This window comes from Shewanella decolorationis S12, from assembly GCF_000485795.1.
Classification (GTDB): Bacteria; Pseudomonadota; Gammaproteobacteria; order Enterobacterales; family Shewanellaceae; genus Shewanella; species Shewanella decolorationis.
In genome coordinates this window covers 214610-233697 of sequence record NZ_AXZL01000076.1, presented here as the reverse complement: position 1 = coordinate 233697, position 19088 = coordinate 214610, and the positions used below count along the sequence as shown (strand labels likewise).

Below are 19088 nucleotides of genomic sequence, written 5' to 3'. Positions count from 1 at the left end.
CTATGCAATTACCTCCCATTCCTGAGAATGAGCTGCAACGTTTAGCCACCTTAAGGGCGTTGAATATACTCGATACCGATGCCGAGGAAAGATTTGATAGGATCACTCGGCTGACTCGGCGGATATTTGCCCTGCCGATTTGCGTGGTGACCTTAGTCGATGCGAATCGTCAATGGTTTAAGTCTCGCCAAGGGTTAGAGGTGACTGAAACTCCAAGGGATATTTCCTTTTGCGCCCATGCTATCAACCATGATGGTGTGTTTATCGTTCACGATGCATTAAAGGATCCACGTTTCCAAGATAATCCATTAGTTACGGAGTCCCCGCATATCCGTTTTTATGCTGGTTACCCCTTAACTATTCATGGTGAGTATCGGGTTGGGATCTTGTGCTTAATCGGCAATGAGCCTCGGGAATTTAGCGATGATGATATCGAAACCTTAACGGATCTTGGCCAGATGGTTGAGGCTGAGTTAATTTCAATCGCGCAAAATACCTTAGATCCATTGACCCTGATTTCTAATCGCCGTGGGTTTGAATTACTTGCTTATCAATCTTTAGCCAGTTGCCGTCGTACGAATGCTGAGGCGGCCTTAGTGTTTTTTGACCTCGACTTTTTTAAGGAGGTTAATGATAGTTTTGGCCACCGCAAGGGCGACCAATTACTCTATGATTTTGCCCATATTTTGATGGCAGCCTTTAGGGAGTCTGATGTTATTGCACGGCTAGGCGGTGATGAGTTTGTGGTGCTGTTAAGCTTTGTGCATCGCGATACGGTTAATTTTGCGGTTGAGCGCTTTAAACTATTACTTACCCAATATAATCAACAGCATCCTGAGCAGCATCCACTAGATACGAGTATTGGTGTTGCCCATTGGTCTCCGGAGTCTGATATCAACCTCGATGATTTACTCGATATGGCTGATCGAGCTATGTATCGAGAGAAAGCCGTTCATCACTCAAATAAACCTGAATGATGAGATATACAAAGGGAGACCTCGGTCTCCCTCGTGCAATAACATTATCCCGTAATTTGCATTACCCAGTGTTGGTATAAGGGCAAGCCTATCAAGACGTTAACAGGAAAGGTAATACCTAGTGATGCCAGCATAGCAAGCCCGATATTAGCCTCGGGAATCGCGGCGCGTATCGCAGCTGGTGCAGCAATATAGGAGGCGCTGGCACTCAACCCCGCCAGAACTAAGATACTTCCTGCTGGTAGTGCTAACCATAAACCCACAGCAATCCCTAGCCATGCCAAGATAAAAGGTGTCACAGCGGCAAACACCAGTAAACGCCATTGCTGGAGTGGTAGAGGAGAGCAAACTTTTGCTGTTACTAAGCCCATCTCTAGTAAAAACAAGGCTAATAGGGTTTTAAAGCCACCAATCAAGACTGGCGTAATTGGGGCTAGTCCAGTCGGACCATAAAGCCAACCAATAATGACACCGCCGACCAATAGCACTACGCCACGGCTGGTTAAGGCTTCGTGCAGTATACTCGACTGGTGGGATGTCGGCTTGGCATCTTGCCCTGATGATTTAGCACTTAAGTATCTGTGCAGCCAGAGCATAACTACAATCGCGGGCAGTTCGAGCAGTACCAGATATAAGGTTGTTTCTGGCCTTAATTCCATCCCTGATTTTTCCACCATGGCGAGCACCACGGCAAAGGTGCCCGCACTGACTGACCCATAATGGGCGGCGATACTAATGGCATCTGTTCGACCGAGTTGCACTAAGCGCGTCAGCACAGGGTAAAGCACTAAGGGGATGAGTAATCCTAAGGCGATAACTGCGATGAGTTCAGTGATCACTAGGTTTTGAGTGTGACCATGCAGCGCCATGCCTCCCTTTAATCCTAAGGTGAGCATTAACAATATCGACAGGGTTTCGTAAATGGCGGGCGGAACCTTAAGGTCAGATTTAACTAAACCTGCTAGCAGACCTAAAGCGAAAAACGCAATGACAATATCTGGCATAAGTATCTCATTAATAATGGCATCAACAGGGATATGCTCAGAGAAGATTCTCGGAACATCGATGGCTGGAGATTCTGAACCCAATTCGTTATATTGAAAAATAAATTGTTTAAAGATTAGGTATAGATAATTATCTATGATTAACTCTTCCCAAGGTCAACTTAAACTTCGGCACTTAAGTTTTCGTCTGCTTGAGGTGTATGTTCAGGTGGTCAGGCTTGGCAATATCTCGGCCGCCGCGCGAGCTTTGCATCTTACCCAACCGACAGTATCTCTTCAGCTTAAAAAGTTGGTCGATATTTTGGGTGAGCCTCTATTGGTAAGCGCAGAGGGACGAATGCAGCCGACCCTAGTCGGGCAAGAACTCTATCGGGTCGCCTGCGATACCTTGAGTCGTTTTGAAGACTTTGATGCCTTTATTCAGCAGGCGAGGGGCGGTAGTGTGGGCCATATCAATATCGGTCTAGTGACTACGGCAAAATACGTGATGCCTCGGATTTTAGGAGCCTTCTATCGCCAATTTCCGCAGGTAAAAGTCACTCTGAATATTGGCAACCGCGCGCATATTTTGGGGCGATTCGAGCGTCAAGAAGATGATTTATATCTCTTTAGTCATCCCCCGAGTGGTGAGCATGTGTTATCGGCGCGGATCATTAAAAATCCGCTGCAACTCATAGCCCCTAAGGATCATTGGGCGGTTGAGCGCCAACAGATCAGCTTTAATGAGCTGAAACAAGAGCGCTTTATCATGCGCGAGCCGGGCTCTGCCACGCGGCTGATGTTTGAATCTTGGTGTAGCGCCCAAGGGATTGCCTTGAGCGACACTATGCAAATTGAGAGTAACGAGGCCATTCGTTTAAGTGTGGCGTCGGGCTTAGGTTTATCGGTAATTTCAGCGCATACCCTGCAAGAAGGACGTGAAAAACCCGCAATATTGTCGGTGAATGGATTTCCACTGGAGAGTAATTGGTATCTGGTGGGGCGCAGGGACAGGCGCTTACCCTATGCCGCTATGCAGTTGGTGTCGTTTATGGCGAGCCAACTTGCAGACTGTATTGAACCTGAGTGGGTCGCTGCGGATATTCAGCAGTTAAGCCAGCGATTTAATGGATGATGCTTATCTTGGCGCGGCAGTGGGGATTGGGTAGTTTAGGAAAATATGTCGTTGCTGATAATCAGGGGAATATAAATGGAGCTAGATTCGTTGCTGATGTTTGTGATTGCGTGCCTCTCAATCAATCTGATCCCTGGGCCCGATGTGGTCTACATCGTTTCGAACACTATGAAGGGGAAGATGGCCAGCGGTCTTAAAGCGGCGTTAGGATTAGGTGCGGGTTATTTTGTGCATACCTTGGCCGCTTGCTTAGGGCTCTCCGCCATTATCTTAAGTTCGGCCTTGGCCTTTAATATAGTTAAATGGCTCGGTGTGGCTTACCTATTGTATTTAGGTGTAAAAGCCCTGATATCCTGCTGGCAGGGCCAGAGCAGAATAGTGATTGGCGACAACGTCACGCCAAACACCAATGTGTTTTTACAGGGCGTGGTGGTGAGTGTGTTAAATCCTAAGGTAGCGCTGTTTTTCCTATCATTTTTACCGCAATTTATCGACCCCACCTCGGGCGAGGTTGCCACGCAGCTGTTGATCTTAGGTTTACTCTTCAGTGGCCTAGCAACCTTGGTTAACCTGCTATATGCCGCCTGTGGCAGTTGGCTATTTAATCGAGCCGATTCACAGCGTTACGCTCGCGGACTTGAGGGCGTTTCCGGCGTGTTACTGGTCGGTCTTGCCGGAAAAGTCGCTATTAGCGACTGATAACCTAAGCGTCTGCCTTTTCTCACTGCCAGTTAGTGAATGCATGTGATGGCGTCACACTTATCCACGATGTCATCGAGCATACGCTTAGATTAACTTGCGTTCCTTGGCGATTTCAGCCAGCCCTTGTTCAAAGCGAGTGACCTTAAAATCAGGGAAACGGGCTTTAAATTTATCGGAAATAAACAGATTGTCGCAGCGATAACGGGGCAGCAATTCTCTAGCATCACGTATGGTGGGGTTGAATTTACCCGCGAGCCACAGTTGCCATTCTTTGATCACAGTATATCGCGCCGACACTTTAAAAATGTCGGCTGCAAGAGTAATAAATTCCTTATAGGTCAATCTATTGTCATCACAGGGTAAGTGCCATGTTTGTCCATAGGCATCAGGCGTATTCCCGAGTAAGGCCATGGCGCGGCTAGCATCTGGGGTGTAAATCAAACTGCGTTTCGTATCGTCACGTAAAAATACTTTGGCCTTTTTTCCTTGGGCGAGATTGTCGATAACCGTGGTGTTGGTAATGCTCTGGGTTTGACCAGGGCCGTAAAATTCTGGCGCGCGGCAGATTATTGCCTCGAGTCGCCCGGCCTTCATCTCATCGAGTAACATTTGGGTGATTTCGCCCCTCACGCGGCCTTTGGCACCATTGGGTGCAAATGCTGCATCCTCGTGCTGCGGCGCCGCCGTTTGCGGATACATATAGGTATTATCGAAATACACCAGCTTGGCGCCGTGAGTCTTACAGGCCTGGATAACATTCCCCATGATAACAGGCCATTGCTCGACCCAAAGCTGAGTATCCATTGGCAGTCCCGCCGTGAGATAAACGATGTCAGAGCCTTCCACCGCGGCTAAGGTTTGTGCTAAGTCGAGCAGGTTGGCGCTCTTTAACTCGTCCGTGGCATTCACTTTTTGCGGTTTACGGCTAACAAGGCGAATGTCACAGTCAAACTCGCGGTTAAGGCTAAGGGCTAGTTCTCTGCCGATTTGGCCACTGGCTCCGAGTATAGTTTGTCTCATATTTTCTCCAAAGGGATGACTCGTTTGCCGCTATCCTAAGGTTAAAGCTAAGTTTAAGGTCAATAGCCAATCTTGGGATTTATTCGCTTGAACTTAAACCGCACCTAGTGATGCCATAAGAATAAAGAAGCTAGTTGGGATGTGGTGACTCATTTAGGCTAAATCCACTGCCAGCAAAGTGGTGGCCAAAAAGAGGGGGCCGTTATTGTCTTCGATGTAAGGCCTTTCTGTGATCGGGTTATTTGGTCTTTGGCTGCGATTGAGTGGGTAAAATATCCCAACCGAATTGAGACATCACCCGCTGCGCATTGGTTTGGCAGTCCATATCTTGGGGTTTAGCTTCAATTTCGGTTAAGACCTCCAATAACTTGGCTTTGTTGAGTGCGATTTTTCGCTCGATTTCTTCGAGGTCGTTGACCTTTTGTCGTAGCGTAGTGAGTAAATGTTGATGATCCCAGTTGGCCAGATCGGCTGGCAGTAGCAACCGCAGTTCGTCGAGGCTAAATCCCGCCTGTTGCCCCGTGGTGATCATCTCGAGCGCCATCACAGCCTCAGGGGGATAACTGCGGTAACCATTGGCTTTACGTTTCACCGCTTTGAGTAAACCAATGCGTTCGTAGAATCGGATCCGCGACGCCGCAAGTCCGGTCTTTTGGGATAATTCACCAATATTCATCTTGATATCACTTTCTTGCTGATGTTAATCGTGACCATGGGGCATTTTGCCTCATTCTACTCTTTGCTGACTCATCTCTATGAGCCGACTATAGGTGCGGCGAAACTCAAAACTGAGGGCGCCGCCTTGGTAGAGTTCGCTCAGTGGCACTTCGCAACTTAAATATAAGCTCACCCCTTGATCATATAACTCATCGATAAGGCTGATAAAACGCCGTGCGGGGTCGTCGTTAGCGGCGTAGGACAGTTGCCGCTCTCCCGTGGTGGCCGCTTGGTTGTCGCCTGTGCCATCTTCAGTGCCGCGGGCGCGGATCCAACCTTTTACTTCGCCCCCGAGTCTGGGCACATTGCTCAGCATTAACACCTTAAATCGGCTTGCAATTTCAATATAGTCGAGTTGCGAGCGCGGGCCATCGCACAGGGCATGAAAATCAAACCAGGCGACCGAAGGCTGCTGGCCTTCAGCAGTGGCGCGCAGGACAGGAATATCCCGCTGACAGACGCGCAACGTGCTGGTTTCAAACGCGGGCGCACCATGCGTCAGCGCCGTGAAAATGGTCTCGAAATCCAGTGTGCCAGTCAGGCCAATATTCTTTGAGGTGGCGGCAATGGCCTCTTCCGACGGCTCGTGATTCAAGGTGTGCAACCTATGGTCTTGCTTGCCATTCAGATGCAGCATTTGGGTATGGGTCTGGAGCAGGGCAATGCAGGGTAAAAATCTGTGTCTGGCGAGGCCATTTTCATATAAGCGCTCGATGGGAATGTTGGATGTGGCGACTAGCACCACCCCTTGGGCAAACAAGGTTTCAAACAAACCAGCGAGGATCATGGCATCCCCTATGTCTGAGACAAAAAACTCATCGAAACAGAGTACCTTGCACTCCTGCGCTAAATTTTTTGCGATCAACTTAAGGGGATCGCGCTGCCCTGCATGTTCTTTCAAGGCTTGGTGCACCCGCTCCATAAAGCGATGAAAGTGCAGTCTAAGCTTTCCCTGTTGTGGCAGGGCATCGAAGAACAAATCCATAAGAAAGGTCTTACCCCGGCCGACATCGCCCCACAGATACAAGCCCTTGGGTGGCTGAGCGTCTGTTCTACCAATAATCTGCTGATACAGCTTATCTAAGGCGAGTACCGCCTGTGTCTGTGCGGGATCTTCAATCAGCTCGGCGCCGATTTTGGCTTGATAAATGGCCAGAGGTGATTGGGGAATAGTTGCAGTTGTGAGCGGGTTTAAGACCATGGAGTTTATCATCGATTGAGTCAGTGTTATCCCTTTGCGGCAGCAAGCTTGTGCTAATGTAGGGCCCAAAGATGCTGAAAAACCTTGCCAGCCTAACACAGTTAATCAGCGGACTAAAATCTTACCTAAAACCGACTCAAGTCAAATATCAAAGGAATCCAATGCTTTATTCTTCAGGTATTTTCACTTAACATCTTTTTCACAAAAATAATGAGATGGAATTAAACCTATGGGTAGCAAAGGTAATGGTGTCACTTTTATCAGTGCCTCAACCTCCATTGAGGGCGAGATGCAACTGGCGGGCACGGCATTAGTTGCGGGGAAATTAGCGGGAAATATCCGCTGCGCCGGACAGATTAAAATCGAGCTTGGTGGCGAAGTTTCGGGTGAGCTCAGCTGTAATGAACTGAAAGTCTGCGGCGTTTTTCGCGGCAAGGTGCGTTGCAATAAATTAGTGATTGTCAGCTCTGGCACGGTCGAGGGCGAAGTGCTTAGCCACCAATTAGAAATTTATGAAGGCGGGCAATTTATCGGTCAGCGTGTTATCGGCCAAGAGCTGGAACATCTACCCGAGCTATTACAAACCTTAGCGCCAGAGGGCGCAGCCAAAAATACCAAAACTGCTCAGACTAACGCCTTGTATGCTCGGGATAATCAGCCGGGTGCGCGCAAATGGTTACCCTATGGCGCAGCGGCCGCCGCCGTCATTGTGCTGGTCAGTGTCATAACACCGGCAAAGTTAACTACTTGGGTAAGCACCCTTGGTCAACCAGCGGCCATTACAGCAAATACTGCGCAGGGCGATGCCTTGAATGGTGAAACTCTGCTGCAATCCCCCGTGAAAGATGACTCGCTCGTCAATGATAGCGCTGTAGCAAGCGATAACGACACGCAAACGGCTTCAGCCATGGCATTGGATAGCCAAGATGGCAGCAATCCAGAACATCCAAGCGAAGCGCACTCTGATATGGAGTCTGGCGCCGCCATGGAAGACTTAGCGCAAATGGAGCAAGGCCATGCCCAGATGTTACAACAGGGCACGGCGAGCGATGTTCCTAGCGGTAAACTCTAAAAATTAATCGTTTACTTTGACCACCTCTAGCTGCCAGCCCGGCAGCTTGTGGGTGAGATCGGCCGTTATCCTATCGACATCCCCCCGTAAAATCACCAGAGGTTCACCGCTAAAGGCTTGCTGGGTTAATTGCTGTAACTGAGCGGGCGTGAGATCCTGCAGCTTAGTGTTCATCGCTTGATTCGACTGGGGATCTAATCCCAACACGAGTTGATGAATAAACTGAGTTTCGCGCTGGCTGGGATTGTCTTGGGTTAACAGCGCTTCGCCAATCAGATAGGTTTTAAGGGCGGCGATTTCCCCTTCGCTCGCGGGCGAAGAGGCCAGCAGCTTTAGATGATCTAAGATCCCCACCACAAAGGCGCCCGTGTGCTCTATCGCCGTACTGCCATAAAACTTAATGCTGGTGGCGAGCGGCGCATTAGCACATTGGCCGTAAATGCCATAGGTTAAGCCGCGCTGTTCACGCAAGTCGTAATAGAGCCGGCCCGAAAAGCTGCGCCCCAAGATGGCGGCTAAACTGCGGCAAGCGAGCGGTATATCCTGAGCAGACAAGTGTTTATCGTCGAGGGCATAACCGATTCGTACCTGAGTCTGTACGCTGCCCGGCGCATCAATCAGATAGATAGTGTGGGACTGCTTTATCGACGAAGTCGCTCGATTAAGCGGCTTTGGTTTAGTTGATGTCGTGGCCAAGCTTAAGTCGGTGTTACTTGGCCACAGGGCGAGGCTTTGCTTGAGATCAAACTCGGCTTCTTCGGTCTCTGTGCCTTCTAAAAACAGGTGCCACTTTGCTTGGGCAAACGTGCGCTGCTGCAATTGCGACAGTTCACTTAAGGTGAGTGAGTCGTACAGTGCCTGATTATTGATGCTCTGATTATAGGGATGTGCCACCCCGAGGAGTTTATCGCGCCAGACTTTATCAATTTCAGTGCCACTAAAGGCATTTAAGTGCTTATTGAGTTTTAATTGGCGGCGGATATTGTCGATATCGACCGCAGCCACGGCATGTTCGCTAAACGCATCGGCTTGCCAAAACTGTATCAATAGGCGGTAGATATGATTAACTGGCATGGGGCAGGCTAGGCTCAGATTGATACTGTGCAGGGTAACGCGAGTCTCGAAGGTTTCAAGGCAGGCATCGGGTTGGTTGAGCGCCAGACTACGAGCTTTTTCCTGCAAGGCGAATTGTAAAATATCCGGATTTTCGAAGGGCATGCTGGGACTGATGGCCACTAGGCTCACCCTATTACTCAACCCTTGGCTGCTGTGTGCTCTGTGGAGCTGATAGGGGAGTGTTAGGCCATCGGGCACCACATCGATAAAAGCCGATTCTGTGGGTAGGTGGATCTGCCCCACCTCCGGTAGCTGAGTTGGGGTATCGAAGCTTGCCAAATTGGGCGCGTGGGTGGCGGTAAAGTTAAGCTGGGTCTGTTGGCAGGCCATTAGCGTGATACCGACAAGGCCAAGACTCATGGCTTTTAGGCCTTTAAGGAGCTTTGGCGCTATCGCCAATCTACTGAATGGATTTGTTTTTATCATAGTACCGCGTCCTCCAGGCTATCACTCACACCCGATGGCAGCCACTCCAGCAATGTCTTTCCTACGCGGATATACCAAGGCGGCAAGAGGTCGACCCTGACCATATTGTTGGTAAAGTAGAGCGTGGCAACCCGTTGAAGATCTTCTGTCGTCACTGAGTTAATCCGTTGCCATTGGGCCGTTAAGGGATGCGTTTGGTCTTGTTTCGCCGTGGCGGATAGCAGGGTGGCGATTGATTGAGTGTTATCGAGCTGCGCTAACTGATTGTTCAGCCACGTTTGTTTGAGTTGGCACAGTTCCGCGTCGCTCAATGGTGTCTGCTGCACTTTGGTAACCACGCCTAAAACCTTTTCCGTTAAGTCATCGAGTGAGGTTTTGGCCCTAGGCACTAAGACCAGATTGGTTATGCCATGATTTTCCAGCTCAAAGGGCAGTGAATAACTCAACATTTGCGCCGGGTCGTGCTGGCTGATTTGCGCTATGGCGCTGCGGGTATTTTGGAATAAATAGCCTTCGAGCAGGCGAATAGCGGCGGCGTCGGGATGATTTTTACCTACAGTATGCCAGGCGAGCAGTAAGCCGGGCCAAGGACCACGCTTATCGATAAGCTCCGCATGTACTGGTTTAGGCGTGATTTTCAGCTCCTCAAATTCGGCTATGGGCTGATTAGGTGTAGACCAAGCCTTAAAGTGTTGTGCTATAAGCGACTTGACATCGGAGGGAAGCTTGCCGACTAAGGATAACTGCATCGCATCGGGACGATAATGGGCTCGGTGAAAAGCGGTTAAACGCTCGGGACTCGCCTGAGAAATATCCTCACGGCTGCCAATAATACCATGGCCGTAGGGCGTATCCTTCACCTGGTCTAGCAGAAACTCCATCGCACTGCGCACATAGGGCTGGTTATCTATGGTTTGCGCCATTTCTTGGAGCACGGTTTCCTGCTGATTCTTTACTGTAGTCTCGTTTAAATCGGGGCGAATAAAACGATCGGCCTCGAGGAACAGTCCTAAGCCGAGGGCTTGGCTGGGTAGAGTGACATAATAATTGGTGTAATCGAAGTGGGTGCTGGCGTTAAAACGCGCCCCAAGGGCACTTAACTGCTGGGCATAGCTGTCACCAGGCGCTTGTTCGCTGCCCTTGAAGAGCATGTGCTCGAATAAGTGCGCATAGCCAGTTTGGCCCTTGGCCTCATTGCGCGCGCCGACATTAAATTGGCTGGCAATGGTCAAGGTATGCTTATCCGCTTGCGACAAGAGGTGCACTGTGAGGCCATTGGCTAAAGTGTAAGTCTCAATTTGCGACTCGAGTTGATACAGGCGCTCGGCGCCCGTTATCTGGCACTGCGCCTTAAGCGAAGGGCTAAGCAACGCGATAACTAGGCCGAAATAACCGCTAAGGTATGGTCTCATTTAGCATCCTATCTAAATTACCCTCTGAAGGCTTTCATCTGTGTGCTTGTATGAGCAGCTTAACCCACTCGTCGGATTTCATCTAAATCAGTTGAATAGCATTCAGTTTTTGAAAAGAACTGCTATGATGGCACAGTTCTTTTTCTGGCATAAGTACAAGATATGGTAAGCAGATCTCCGTTCGAATCCTTTCAGTGGAAAAGCGATATTTTTAACTGTGAAAGCACTGATATCGATAATTTTTATCTACAGCTTGAGCAGGAAATGTCCCGTTTGGGGATGGTTGAGAAAAAACTCGGTGAAGTCGGCAAGTACAGCGTCAGTCTGTATCAATCTCCCGCCGCCAAATCTGGCTTACCTTCGTTATTGATCAGCGCAGGGTTTCACGGTGAAGAATCGGCGGGTCCTTGGGGCTTACTGCACTTTTTAAGTGAGGCATCGGTCGATTTATTCGAACGGGTGAATTTGAGCATTCTGCCTCTGGTGAACCCAACCGGCTTTAAGCGTGGCCACAGATTTAACAAGTTTGGTGAAAACCCTAACCGTGGCTTCGTGTTTGAAAACGGTAAACCTAAGGCCAACGAGAGCACTTCGGTGGAAGGTAAGCTGCTGTTGGATCATGCGCAGTTACTCATCGCGGCGAGCCGTGACGGTATTTTAACCTGCCATGAGGACGTATTGAGCCGCGAGGCTTATGTGTATTCCTTCGAGCCAAGCCAAGTGCCGGGACGTTTTAGTCTCGATTTACGCGATACCTTAGGGGGCTATTTCCCTATCGCCGCCGATGGTGAGATTGATGGTTGCCCTGTTAAAGATGGCTTGATTTTCAATCACTTCGATACCTCATTTGAGGCGTGTTTAGTGCGTAGCGGAGCGCGTGTCGGTGCCTGTACCGAAACCCCTGCACTGCAAAACTTCGACCAACGCATCTTGGCAAATAGCGCGGCAATGACCCATTTCTTGGCCCTTTGCGCACCATTATGTGATTGAGCCGATAGGTTTTATTTTGATTGAAACAAAAATACCCGCCTAGGCGGGTATTTTTATGGGCGCAGCGGCATCAACCGCTGCAATCTATTACTGGTTGCCGATTATTGATTAATAATCGTTGGCACGCCTGTACGCTCATCGAGCAGCTTTTTAATCACTGCTGAATCGGTATCGGCCTTAGCAATAAACTTGGCGATATCTTTCGGTAAACTCAGAGAAACAGGTTCGTTGGATTCAAACTCTGCAATGGTGCGTGACAGTGGCTGGTGTACGGCTAAGTAGCGCTTACCATCTGGCTCTTCGGTCGCTTTAATTGGTTGGTTCACAAATTGTACTCGGGTACCCACTGGAACCGTTTTGAATAAGTGTTCAATGTCATCGTGGCGTAAACGTACGCAGCCTTGGCTGACACGTAAACCAATACCGAAGCTGGCGTTGGTACCATGGATGGCATACAAGTTACCAATGTAAAGCGCGTACAGTCCCATTGGGTTATCGGGACCAGCTGGCCATACCGCAGGCAGAATTTCGCCCCTTGCCGCATATTCTTTACGAATACGTGGGGTTGGTGTCCAAGTTGGGTTAGCGCGTTTACGTTGAACACTGGTGACCCAGTTTTCAGGGGTATCTTTACCAATCTGACCAATACCGATGGGCAGCACTTCAACGGTGTTCTTACCTTTTGGATAGTAATACAGGCGCATTTCAGCAACGTTGATCACTATGCCTTCACGCGGCGCATTTGGCAGAATGAGCTGTTGAGGAATTAATAGCTTGCTGCCTGGTGTTGGTAGGAAAGGATCCACGCCAGGGTTTGCTTCCAGCAAGTTGCTTAGACCGAGTTGGAATTTAGCGGCAATATCTTCGAGGGTGTGTTTACCCTCTGGCACTGTGTAATACAGGTTCTCGCCAACTAACCGACTCTTTGAAGACGGTAAAGGGTATTCCGTTGCTAAAGCGGAAAGACTCGGAAAAACCAGAGTCAATAATAAAGCTGTGGTGCGAAGCATACTCATAAGCGGATACTACGATTCCTGTTAATAAAATAACCTGTTTTACGCGGCTTTTTCTCCCTAAAACAGGGCGGCAAATTGTCGGGCAAAGTGCACTGGCGCGCGAAGCTCGCATCCTTCCTTATTTTGGCCATTATTTCAACTGAAATATGATCCGTACGGCGTATTTATCACTTATTTTAGCCTTAAGCGTTTTGCAAGGCGATGCAGATTACCTGGGGCGAGTTCTAAGGTCTGGCCGAAGCGGCCCAATTACCATGATGCGCTGCGAGCACTTGCTGGATATAGTCACGCTGAAAGGTGTCAGTTGCTTGAGCTAAACTGGTGCCTCCCGGCGGACGAAGCTGTGTTTCGTTTACGCTTAAACTTGTCGATGCGCTTGCCCTAAAAGGCTTTTGCGTAAACGATAAATCTCACTGTCGATGCACAGTTGTACAGTAAATGAAGCAATCAGCACAATTAGCAGTGCGATAGCGGCAAATTTGTATTTCTCATAAGTCTCCTTGATGCAACGTCACTTTGATACGTTTCACCTGCTATTGCGTAATATTTGCCAAATCTTTTGTTTTGAAAATAAAGAGAAATGTTAGTTTTACTCTATGCTTGATTGTCTTTTTGATACTGAATATTGATTGTTGATATGACAGTGATTGTCTTTATGACAGCTTTAGAGGCTTGTATGTCGATAACACAATGGAAAAGGTAATTTTATCTATGCTTTCAATTTATTATGAATTTTGTAGTAGTGGAGTGGATTTTTGTCGGTAAGATAGATTTCTATATGGTTACCTCCAATATTTATGCATTAAATAGTCAGTTTGTATGGAGTGATAATTTAAAGTTTATTGATAAATAAGTTTTTTTTATAACTTATAGGGTTGGATAGGGGCCAGAGATGATTTTTTTGTTGTACTGGTTTTTCTATTGAATTTAGCTGAAAAGGCCTAGGAGAGATGATTTCAATGTAGATGTTTGAAATTTAATATTTAAAACTCCATAAAATTGCATTTTTTATGCTAGTATAGAGACTCCAAAATTTTCAATTGAGTCATTTTTAATCTAGGTGATTTCTTTATCGTTTAACTAAACACTCTTGTATTTAAGGAGGCATGTGTGGATGCAGATTCCATCAATAGTTTTTTTCTGATCGGTGCCTTGCTTGCCGCTGTGAGTGTTTTGTTAAGTCCCGTGTCTTCGCGCTTGGGTATCCCTATCTTATTAATTTTCCTCGCAGTAGGGATTTTAGCTGGGGAAGATGGTCCCGGCGGCATTTTGTTTGACGACTACTCAACCGCTTATCTTGTCAGTAACTTAGCCTTAGCCATTATCTTGCTCGATGGCGGTATGCGCACGCGTGTCGCGAGCTTTAGGGTGGCACTGTGGCCGGCATTGTCGCTGGCGACCTTTGGGGTGGCTATCACTACCAGTATCACAGGTGTGATGGCCGCATGGTTATTTGACTTACACTGGCTACAAGGCTTGCTGGTGGGGGCAATTGTCGGTTCCACCGATGCGGCTGCGGTATTTTCTCTATTAAAAGGGCGCAGTCTTAACGAGCGTGTTGGCGCGACGCTGGAAATCGAATCGGGCAGTAACGACCCCATGGCGGTGTTTTTAACCGTAACTCTAATTGCCATTCTAGGCAATGTTGACGCTGAGTTATCCGCAAGTTTTATGCTGATTAGCTTTATCAAGCAGTTTGGTTTGGGGATTTTATTAGGCTTGGGTGGTGGTTGGCTGCTGTGGAAATTGGTGAACTTAAGTCAACTCGCTGAAGGTCTATATTCGATTTTAGTGCTCAGTGGCGGCCTGATGATTTATGCCGCGTCGAACAAACTTGGCGGCAGCGGCATTCTGTCGATTTATCTAGTCGGTCTATTCCTCGGCAACAAGCCTACCCGTGGTCGCCATTCAATCTTAAACGTGTTGGATGGCATGACTTGGGTGAGTCAAATCGGCATGTTCCTCGTCTTGGGATTACTTTTAACTCCCTCGGATCTATTAGATATTTGGCTACCGGGCTTAGCGTTAGCCTTTGGGATGATCCTGTTTGCCAGACCGTTAGCCGTATGGCTCAGTTTGCTGCCCTTTAAGAGCTTTAGCAGCCGTGACCGTTGGTTTATTTCTTGGGTCGGATTGCGTGGCGCCGTGCCGATTATTTTAGCGGTATTCCCTATGATGGCGGGATTACCTGGGGCGCAGTTGTACTTTAACTTGGCATTCTTCGTGGTGTTAGTGTCGCTGCTTGTGCAGGGGGCGTCACTCACCACGGCGGCACGTTTAGCTAAGGTGGAGTTACCGCCTAAGCCGTTGCCGATTTCACGTTCAGGGGTCGAAATATACCCGAGCAGCGAGTGGGAAGTGTTTGTGTACCATCTGAGTGAAAACAAATGGTGCATCGGCGAGCCGCTTAAACGCCTCTCTATGCCGGATGGTACGCGGATTGCGGCGGTATTTCGCCATAATACACTGCTGCACCCATCGGGCAGTACCTGCCTTGAAGCGGGGGATATTTTGTGCGTGCTTGGGCAAGAGAAGAGTCTAGAGGCCTTGAGTAACCTCTTTAGTCAGGCGCCTGAAACTAAAGATGTACCACGTTTCTTTGGTGACTTCTTTATTGATACCAAGGTCAAGCTGCTGGATTTGGCACCGATTTATGGTCTGGAATTAGACGAAGTAACCGGCGATATGACGGTCGCAGATTTAGTGGCGGTTGAATTAGGCTCACATCCGGTACTTGGGGATCAGTTCCTGTGGCAGTCATTGCATTGGGTAGTTGCAGGGCTCTATGAAGGCAAAGTGACCAATGTGGGTATTCGCTTACCCGCAGAAGCATAACCTGTTTTGGGACTTAACGAGCTAATTTTCTTCTTTTACCCAAGTATCTAAAGATGCTCAACAAAACAACAGATATAAACAAAATGCCAAGCGATTGCTTGGCATTTTTTTATCTGCTTTTAAGCACTTATCTCGAACACTCTGAGCGAAAGCTTACTTATATAAGGACTTGTCCGTTGGATCTGGGCGAGTCTTAAAGCGGCGGTGAAGCCACATATATTGGGCGCGATTTCTATCGATAATCCCTTCGATAATTTTGTTACCGCGAATGGCATCGGCTAGCTCATCTTCACCGGGGAAGTTATCCAGCGGCGGCATAATCTCAATATGGTAACCCTTATCGCCTTCGGTACGCTCCACAAAGAAGGGCAGCACTTTGGCCTTACCGAGTTTTGCCAGTGTGGTGGCACCGGTAATGGTCGCGGCATCGGGCACGGCATAAAAGGGAATAAACACTGCACTTGAACGCCCAAAATCCTGATCGGCGGTATACCAAATCACATCGGGATTACGTAAACAACGCACCATCTGGCGTAGATCGCGTTTTGGCACTAAGGCTTTGTTTGAGCGTAAGCGGCCTTTTACCTGTAGGTATTCCATCACCGGATTGTTGTGTGGACGGTACACCCCAACACCGGGTTGAAATTGACCAAAAATACGCGCGCCCATTTCTAGTGGTAAGCAGTGCACGGCAAACAGAATCACCCCATGGCCAGCATTCAAGGTGTCTTGCACGTATTCTTTGCCTGTGATCTGCATATGCTGTTGGATTTTTTCATCGGACCACCACCAGGCATTGATGGTATCGAAAATCGCTTTACCTGTTTCTTCAAAGTTACGGGTCAGCAGGGCTTCGCGCTCCGATTCGGGCATATCGGGGAAACAGAGAGTTAAATTGCGGCGCGCGGTATGGGTACGACTGCCTACAATAGTCTTAACTAATCGGCCTAATCCTTTGCCTAACTTCATCTGCCACGAGAGCGGCAACACTTGGGTAATCCGCATCACTAACACCCCAAACCACATGGGCCAGTGTTTCGGATGATATAAGGAGGATGAAAACTCAGCTTTCTCGACCACAAAAATACTCACTACTTTTGAAAATTACTGCTTATTCTAACTCATATTTTGCTGAAAATTAGGTACAATCACGGTTTAATTTCTGCAATAGATAAGAGCGCTATGAAGGTTTCTCTGCCAGCATTTGAAAAAGCCAAAGTGTTAGTTGTCGGCGATGTGATGTTAGATCGCTACTGGGTTGGGCCAACGGGTCGTATCTCGCCCGAAGCGCCAGTGCCCGTGGTGAAGATTAACCAAGTCGAAGACAGACCGGGCGGTGCGGCCAACGTGGCGCTAAATATCGCGACCCTAGGCGGCCAAGTGCAATTGGCGGGGTTAGTCGGCGAAGATGATACCGCTAAGGCGTTAACTCTTGGCGTGCAAGCCTTAGGCGTTGAGCCACAGTGGTTGAATATTGCCGATAAACCGACCATTACCAAACTGCGGGTACTGTCGCGTAACCAGCAGCTTATTCGCCTCGATTTTGAAGAGTCCTTCGATAAGCAGGATAGTGCGCGGTTGCTTAAACAGTCTGAAGCCTTACTCGATTCGGTCGATGTGGTGGTGCTGTCGGATTATGCGAAGGGAGCTATCGATAAGCCGCAGGATTTTATTGCCCTGGCTCGCGCTAAAGGCGTGAAAGTGCTTGTCGATCCAAAGGGTTCCGATTTTAGCCGTTACCATGGCGCTTCACTCATCACACCCAATATGAGTGAATTTGAAGCCGTAGTTGGCGCGGTAACCTCTGAGGCGGATCTGCTCGAAAAGGCCCGTGGCTTACTCAACAAACACCAGTTCGACGCTATCTTAGTTACTCGCTCCGAAAAGGGCATGACCTTAGTGACGGCCAATGCCCCAGAGTTACATATCCCTACGGTGGCCCGTGAGGTGTATGACGTGACAGGCGCTGGCGATACTGTGATTTCAGCTCTCGCGACCTCACTCGCCGCGGGCGCAGAACTGCCGCAGGCGTGCGCTATTGCCAATACCGCCGCTGGGGTTGTGGTGGGTAAATTAGGTACTTCAACTGTATCCCGTATCGAGCTGATTGAAGCCTTAGCACTGCACCACGGTGAATCGGGTTTTGGGGTGGTGAGTGAAGATCAACTTGCCTATGCCTTAGAGCAAGCCAAATTGCGCGGCGAGCGAGTGGTGATGACTAACGGTTGCTTCGATATTCTGCACGCGGGGCATGTCAGTTACCTCAAGCAAGCCAAAGCTTTAGGTGATAGATTGATTGTGGCCGTGAATGATGACGCCTCGGTCAAACGCTTAAAAGGCGAAGGCCGCCCTGTCAATCAAGTGGATAGACGTATGGCTGTGTTAGCGGGATTAGCCGCTGTCGATTGGGTTGTGCCTTTTACTGAAGACACGCCACAGCGGATTATCGCTAGATTACTCCCCGATCTCCTCGTCAAAGGCGGAGATTATAAGGTTGAAGATATTGCTGGTGGTGCAGAGGTGATCGCCGCGGGTGGCCAAGTCCAAGTATTAGGGTTTGAAGACGGGATATCAACCACGGCCATTATCCAAAATATCATGGCAAAACAGTGAGTCTCATTGCCCTGACACTGATTTCAAGCCTGACTTGGGTGCCTATTGGCGACAAGCAGGCATTAATTTGTCCGTTAGCGCAATTGAGTCAGTGTCTGGCAACATTTCCAACTCAGGTTCGTAAACAGCTCCCCTACAGCGAGGCCCTGTTTAAAACAGAGCTTGGGCTTCGCAGTGCAATGGTGTTACCCATCGATGATAGTCATTTCTCCGGTCTAATCCTGGTAAATGAGCGAGAAACACCAGATTTTCAACTGCTCAATATCGATGGTACAACCTATCAATATGACCTCAAAGAACAGGCACAATTAACCCTGTGGCATGAGTTAGGTCACCTTGAAAATATTGGGTTACAGGGCGATGTTTTACCAAATGAATTAACGGCTTATCAGCATGAATGGTTAGCGGATATTTACTTGATTTGGCGTATTGCCAAGGCCAAAGGTAATCTTGATTTAGCTTGGCAGCAATATCATAGGCGCAATCTTGCGGCGTTAACAAGCCCGCAGTATATGTCTCACTGGACTAGCCCTATGATGATACAGGTGTTAAAAAAGTATCAAGTGAGCCAAATCGCCGGTTACAGCCAATATCGTGATTTTGTAGTCAATTTTTACTCCCAAATCACGCAAATCGAACCGCAGAATTTACGCGAATACTCCAGTTTAATGCAGCGCACTTTTGGTGAGGCTGTGCTGCAACCCCTACCAGAATACCTATCTTGGCGTAAGCCTGAGCTGGGTCGTTTTCTTGCACCTACGTTGATAGTGCTAATGGGAGAGGCAAAGGCACATGACTGGTTAGTACAAAATTCGATGTTATAAAGATGTTAATGTAATCAGTAAAATCCACTGTTTCAAACTGAACCCTAGC

Annotated in this window: 16 protein-coding genes; 8 read left to right on the top strand and 8 right to left on the bottom strand. The window is 48.5% G+C overall.

The window, feature by feature from the left end:
• The first annotated feature begins 2 nt into the window (after window positions 1–2).
• Window positions 3–977, top strand: a complete 975-nt coding sequence (locus tag SHD_RS18035; RefSeq protein ID WP_023268447.1) for a GGDEF domain-containing protein — start codon at window positions 3–5, stop codon at window positions 975–977.
• A gap of 44 nt (window positions 978–1021) precedes the next feature.
• Here SHD_RS18035 and SHD_RS18030 read toward each other — a convergent pair whose 3' ends face one another.
• Entirely contained in the window at window positions 1022–1981 is a 960-nt protein-coding gene (locus tag SHD_RS18030; RefSeq protein WP_039978649.1) for a sodium-dependent bicarbonate transport family permease, read from the bottom strand.
• A gap of 136 nt (window positions 1982–2117) precedes the next feature.
• Between SHD_RS18030 and SHD_RS18025 the strand changes: the two genes are divergently transcribed.
• The gene (locus SHD_RS18025; protein ID WP_023268445.1) at window positions 2118–3095 is read left to right on the top strand and encodes a LysR family transcriptional regulator; all 978 of its coding nucleotides are present in this window, start codon (window positions 2118–2120) and stop codon (window positions 3093–3095) included.
• 75 nt (window positions 3096–3170) lie between these two features.
• Window positions 3171–3794 carry a LysE family translocator gene (locus SHD_RS18020; RefSeq protein WP_023268444.1) on the top strand — a complete coding sequence of 208 codons (624 nt, stop codon included), beginning with the start codon at window positions 3171–3173 and terminating at the stop codon, window positions 3792–3794.
• 87 nt (window positions 3795–3881) lie between these two features.
• Here SHD_RS18020 and SHD_RS18015 read toward each other — a convergent pair whose 3' ends face one another.
• The 3 genes from SHD_RS18015 to zapE all read right to left on the bottom strand — a co-directional run bounded on the left by SHD_RS18015 (window position 3882) and on the right by zapE (window position 6747).
• Window positions 3882–4817, bottom strand: a complete 936-nt coding sequence (locus tag SHD_RS18015; RefSeq protein WP_023268443.1) for an NAD-dependent epimerase/dehydratase family protein — start codon at window positions 4815–4817, stop codon at window positions 3882–3884.
• 238 nt (window positions 4818–5055) lie between these two features.
• A complete protein-coding gene (locus SHD_RS18010; RefSeq protein WP_023268442.1) occupies window positions 5056–5493 on the bottom strand; it encodes a MerR family transcriptional regulator in 438 nt (145 codons plus the stop codon).
• Between the two features lie 51 nt (window positions 5494–5544).
• Window positions 5545–6747, bottom strand: a complete 1203-nt coding sequence (gene zapE, locus SHD_RS18005) for a cell division protein ZapE (RefSeq protein ID WP_039978648.1) — start codon at window positions 6745–6747, stop codon at window positions 5545–5547.
• 217 nt (window positions 6748–6964) lie between these two features.
• Here zapE and SHD_RS18000 point away from each other — a divergent pair, with 217 nt between their 5' ends.
• Window positions 6965–7807: a bactofilin family protein gene (locus tag SHD_RS18000; protein ID WP_023268440.1), complete on the top strand. Its 843-nt coding sequence runs from the start codon at window positions 6965–6967 to the stop codon at window positions 7805–7807.
• Window positions 7808–7810: 3 nt separating this feature from the next.
• On the opposite strand, the gene SHD_RS17995 is transcribed toward SHD_RS18000, so the two are convergent.
• Window positions 7811–9349, bottom strand: a complete 1539-nt coding sequence (locus SHD_RS17995) for a M16 family metallopeptidase (protein WP_023268439.1) — start codon at window positions 9347–9349, stop codon at window positions 7811–7813.
• The gene (locus tag SHD_RS17990) at window positions 9346–10761 is read right to left on the bottom strand and encodes a M16 family metallopeptidase (protein WP_023268438.1); all 1416 of its coding nucleotides are present in this window, start codon (window positions 10759–10761) and stop codon (window positions 9346–9348) included. Before SHD_RS17990 ends, SHD_RS17995 begins: the two co-directional genes overlap by 4 nt.
• Before the next feature lie 162 nt (window positions 10762–10923).
• Between SHD_RS17990 and SHD_RS17985 the strand changes: the two genes are divergently transcribed.
• A complete protein-coding gene (locus SHD_RS17985; RefSeq protein WP_023268437.1) occupies window positions 10924–11751 on the top strand; it encodes an N-acetyl-ornithine deacetylase in 828 nt (275 codons plus the stop codon).
• Between the two features lie 101 nt (window positions 11752–11852).
• Here the strand turns inward: SHD_RS17985 and SHD_RS17980 are convergent, their stop codons facing one another.
• A complete protein-coding gene (locus SHD_RS17980) occupies window positions 11853–12767 on the bottom strand; it encodes a L,D-transpeptidase family protein (RefSeq protein ID WP_039978647.1) in 915 nt (304 codons plus the stop codon).
• A 1110-nt stretch (window positions 12768–13877) separates the two neighbouring features.
• On the opposite strand from SHD_RS17980, the gene SHD_RS17975 reads away from it, so the two are divergent.
• Window positions 13878–15602 carry a potassium/proton antiporter gene (locus SHD_RS17975; RefSeq protein ID WP_023268435.1) on the top strand — a complete coding sequence of 575 codons (1725 nt, stop codon included), beginning with the start codon at window positions 13878–13880 and terminating at the stop codon, window positions 15600–15602.
• A 153-nt stretch (window positions 15603–15755) separates the two neighbouring features.
• Here the strand turns inward: SHD_RS17975 and SHD_RS17970 are convergent, their stop codons facing one another.
• A complete protein-coding gene (locus SHD_RS17970; RefSeq protein WP_039978931.1) occupies window positions 15756–16682 on the bottom strand; it encodes an LpxL/LpxP family Kdo(2)-lipid IV(A) lauroyl/palmitoleoyl acyltransferase in 927 nt (308 codons plus the stop codon).
• 102 nt (window positions 16683–16784) lie between these two features.
• Here SHD_RS17970 and hldE point away from each other — a divergent pair, with 102 nt between their 5' ends.
• A complete protein-coding gene (gene hldE / locus SHD_RS17965; RefSeq protein ID WP_023268433.1) occupies window positions 16785–18215 on the top strand; it encodes a bifunctional D-glycero-beta-D-manno-heptose-7-phosphate kinase/D-glycero-beta-D-manno-heptose 1-phosphate adenylyltransferase HldE in 1431 nt (476 codons plus the stop codon).
• The gene (locus SHD_RS17960) at window positions 18212–19039 is read left to right on the top strand and encodes a hypothetical protein (protein WP_023268432.1); all 828 of its coding nucleotides are present in this window, start codon (window positions 18212–18214) and stop codon (window positions 19037–19039) included. Before hldE ends, SHD_RS17960 begins: the two co-directional genes overlap by 4 nt.
• The last annotated feature ends 49 nt before the right edge of the window (window positions 19040–19088 follow it).